This window comes from Streptomyces sp. NPDC051133 (assembly GCF_040682635.1).
Lineage (GTDB): Bacteria > Actinomycetota > Actinomycetes > Streptomycetales > Streptomycetaceae > Streptomyces.
The window spans coordinates 1-3,868 of the sequence record NZ_JBFBBK010000146.1 but is presented as its reverse complement, the minus strand read 5'-3'; the positions used below and the strand labels follow the sequence as shown (position 1 = coordinate 3,868).

The 3,868-nt window shown below is 62.7% G+C and carries 2 protein-coding genes and 2 pseudogenes; 3 read left to right on the top strand and 1 reads right to left on the bottom strand.

The features are described 5' to 3' along the window. A pseudogene (locus AB0N17_RS45525) lies at positions 1-1,032 on the bottom strand (transcriptional regulator); the annotation flags it as partial. Between the two features lie 325 nt (positions 1,033-1,357). Between AB0N17_RS45525 and AB0N17_RS45520 the strand changes: the two are divergent. The 3 genes and pseudogenes from AB0N17_RS45520 to AB0N17_RS45510 form a co-directional block, all read left to right on the top strand. Next, positions 1,358-1,560, top strand: a pseudogene (locus AB0N17_RS45520) (IS5/IS1182 family transposase); the annotation flags it as partial. A gap of 390 nt (positions 1,561-1,950) precedes the next feature. Next, positions 1,951-2,751, top strand: a complete 801-nt coding sequence (locus tag AB0N17_RS45515) for a hypothetical protein (protein WP_366017567.1) — start codon at positions 1,951-1,953, stop codon at positions 2,749-2,751. Positions 2,752-2,948: 197 nt separating this feature from the next. Continuing rightward, on the top strand, positions 2,949-3,761 hold the full coding sequence (locus tag AB0N17_RS45510; RefSeq protein ID WP_366017566.1) for a hypothetical protein: 813 nt from the start codon (positions 2,949-2,951) through the stop codon (positions 3,759-3,761). Positions 3,762-3,868: the final 107 nt, after the last annotated feature.

Genomic DNA, 3,868 nt, shown 5'->3' with positions numbered 1-3,868 from the left:
GTCGGCCATCGTGGCGAGGTAGGCGTCCCGCAGCCGGTTGTACCAGCCGTCCAGGTAGCGGCCGTTCTCGTAGCGCACCCACGCCTCGATCGGCCGCACCGCGTAGCCCAGTTCCACCGCGTAGGCGACGGTGGGAGTGGCGTACCAGACTGGGCCCTCCGGGTGCTCGCCCTTCGGCGTGAACGGGCTGGGCAGCAGACTCGCGTCCAGCTCCGCCCACTTGTCCTTGCCGACCTTCACCCGGGACAGGTTGACGTGGGAAAGGTCGACCAGCCAGGAGCCGGGCAGCTTGGGGTCGAACACCGGGTTCTTGACGTGCGTGGGCGCGCCGAGACCGACGACCAGGCCGTTGGCGCCGGCGGCGAAGGCCATGTTCACGTCGATGCCAATCAAGTGCCGCAGGGTGCATTCGGCGTCCGTCATCGGCCGTGCCCAGTCGTACGCTTCCTCGAACAGCTTCTCTGCCGGGCCGCGGACGTGGAACCGGGGCAGGTCCTTAAGGAGCGGGTGTCCGTCGGGGGCTTCGCACGGTGCGCAGTCGATCGGGTCCTTGCCGAGGCTGCCGGGGTTGTGCTCGGAGTGCCGCTTGCCGTTGGCGTCGGGCTCGGAGGCGCGGGTTGGCGGGTGCAGCGCGGTCATGAGCTCGAGGCCGGTGACGGCCGTGGAACCGCGCGGCGTCATCACCCGGGACGCGTACACGCCCAGGATCCGGGCGAGTTCCTCCGCTGGGAGCTGCCCAGCCTCGTCCCAGTGCCGGGAGTCCAACGCGTTCCACGACGGGATACACAGCTGGACGCAGGCCCGCTCCGAGCCCTGCGCAGGGCGGTAGATCCGCGCCCACGGCCCGAACCCGCGCTTCGTCAGCTTCCGCTGCGAGCGGAGCAGTTGCTTGATGACCTCGTGGCCCTCCGGGAGCCGACCGGCGAGCCGCTCCTCATCGGTGAGGGTGACCGGCAGGCCGAAGCGCTCCAGCGCGCTCGGTGAGCACGAGCAGCGGGTCGGCGTCATACCCGGCCCGGACGGCTTCGGCTGCCGCGCGGTAGTGGCACGAAGAGCGGGGAGACCAGCTTGTGCTCTGCGTTCTGGACCCTCTGGGCGATCCAACGGGCGTCGTAACGGCCTGGCACCCCCTTGGCCGTGTACCGACCGGCCCGCCTGCTCCAGCAACCCTCGCTTTCCCTGTCACGTTGGCGTCCGCATCCCGCAGTGCGGCGAGACTGTGTGCGGTCTAGGCGGCGTTCGACGGCGTCCCCCTGGATTCGGGCACCCGGACGCTGTTCTCCGGCCGGCATGGCGTACACGGATGAGGGCGCGGATCCGGTGTAGGACGCCAGGGTTTGCCACAGCGCCGACGCTGCGGTCCCGCCGCATCGTGCCGGCCGTCGGGCGCCGGGGTACTCGGCACAGCACCGGCCTGGGCACCTACCCGTGAGGAAAAAGAAGTTCGCCGTGCTCCACGGCTTCCGGCGCCTGGGGATCCGCTGGGTACGGCGAGCTGACATCCACGAAGCGCTCCTGAAACTCGCCTGCTGCCTGGTCTCCCGTCGCCAACTCAGCTGATTGCGCTGGCAGTTGTGAAGATCATTCCGTTGCAGCCCCGGCGAGCCTGTAAGCAATCGTGCGCCGAACTTACACGGCGCCATATTGAAGGCTGCTGCCGCAAGCGCCATATTAAGCATCCGTAGATGGTTGCCTCCTCAGTGGCAGGAAATGCTTATGAGCCTTTGCGGTCTGCGCTGGCATCTAAGGCTATGCAGCCTGCTGCGGCCAGCGATTGCCTCCGGGGTTCGGTCACGATTGGTAGCAGTGCGGGGATCTGTAAGAACGCCAAATGGCGGCACCTCACGAGGGCAACGTCATTTGGTGCGAATAATTCCCAGCTCAATGGACGATGTAATGCCCGCCCTCGGCTCGGAGAGTCAACGACTTCGCATCACGCCAGGAGATTCCGTGAGACCTCTCAACCGCAGACGACTTGCCCAGCTGACTTGCCCTGTGGCAGTGTGTGCTGCTATCGCGATGGCTTTTTCTGCTGCTCCGGCTCAGGCCGACATGGCGCTTACGCAGCTCGACAACATTGAGCTGGCTAAGGTTGCCGGATTCGGACATGGCCACGGATTCACTAATCAGGACTACAAGGACTACTGCAGTCAGGCCGGATTCGGTACGGGCTGGGGCCAGTGCGCGGTCATCAAATATGCAGAGGAATCACGTGCGGCGGACATGAATTACCACAAGGTGATTTCTCAGATGTACACCAACTGTAATAAGCCTGGTTACAATGACTTGGCCATGCGTAGCGATGGCTACACCAATAGTGCCACCTGGAAGATTGGCCTCAAGGTATCGGCCGCGGTCAAAATAGAATTCGACGAAGCACCCCTCGGCGTCGGTGCTAAAGAGTCGACCGTTTTCAGTACCGGCGTAAGCACGGATGTCACGTGGGGGGACACCGTGGGTGAAACCGAGAGTTATTTCAAGACCATTCCACCCGGTCATAGGGGATGGCTCGAATACTGGAGTTATCACGGTACGTCGCACGGGCTCGTCCAGGTGGAGATCATTGGTGCAATGAAGCCCGGCGTGTACCGGTCTGGCGGCTTCCCTTACGCTAAGCCCAGTTCCACCCCGGTGTTCCCCGTCGACATTTCCGGCGACCTGCCCAAGCCCATTGATCCGGCTGTAGCAGCCCAGCAGTCCTACACCGGAATCCTGCCTCAGCTAGAGCCTGTTGATTGTGCCAAATACTGACACACCTCTCTCCGATGTGCGGGGCTGCGATGCAAGTGAATGACAGCCCCGCGCCGTTCATAATCGGCCGGGAGACGTATCCCCGCCCGATGTCCGGACAAGCGCTGGAGCCACAGTGCGGCTGTTCCGGTTGACCGTCTCCAGCTGATCTGAGCCAACGGTAGTGTATCGTATTGCGCTTCCGCATAGGAGATTCCATGAAGCCCATCAAGTCTCGACGATTTGCCAGACTCGCTTGCCCTGCGTCAGTGTGCGCCTCCATTGCATTGATATTCTCTGCGTTTCCCGCCAGTGCAACATCGCTTACTAACCTGGATCAAGCCGAACTGAGCAAGATCGTCGGATTTGGAAACGGCCATGGATACACCAATCAGGACTACTGGAACTATTGCAAGGCGGCCGGTTTCGGCACGGGGTGGGGTCAGTGTGCGATCAGCGGATACATCGAGGAGGAGCGCACCGCAGAAGACCCCGACTGGCATTCCCAGGTGCGTCATATCCCGAACTGCGGTGACAGTGATCTGAGATACATGGACATGCAGACATACTCACACTCGACCACGAATTCGCTCGGCACGTCCGCCGGAGTGGCTTACAATTTTGAATTCGATGAGGCGCCGCTCGGTGTCGGTTCGCTCCAGAACCTGTCATTCGGGATAGAAACTAGCTTCACATCCAGTTGGTCGCATGAGGAAACCACCTCGCAGGGGTGGAGTTTTGACATTCCGGACAACAGCTGGGGAGACGTCTACTACTATACGTATCACGGCTCGTCGCACGGGCTCGCCCAGGTCCAAATCATTGGTGCAATGAAGCCAAATGTGCATCAGTTCGGCAGTAGAATTCTCTACCCCCGCCCCAGTGCTACTGTGAGCATTCCCATGGACCTCACAGGCGACCTGCCGGCGCCACTGGATTCGGAGCAGGCCGCCCGACAGACAACGACCGGGTTCCTTACCAAGACGCCTCCCATGACGGCATGGGAGAGGAAGACCGCCTGCGGGGAGTAGGGGGTGGCCGGGTGGAGGCCGCCTTCATCGACATCGGCAAGGGCCGCAACGCGGTGCTCTACGCCGGTGAGGTCAACTTCGAGGCGCTGGGCATGGCCAACGGCCCG

Bases quoted from the DNA above. Each gene is read 5' to 3' on its own strand.
- AB0N17_RS45510 (WP_366017566.1), top strand. From the start codon at position 2,949: ATGAAGCCCATCAAGTCTCGACGATTTGCCAGACTCGCTTGCCCTGCG.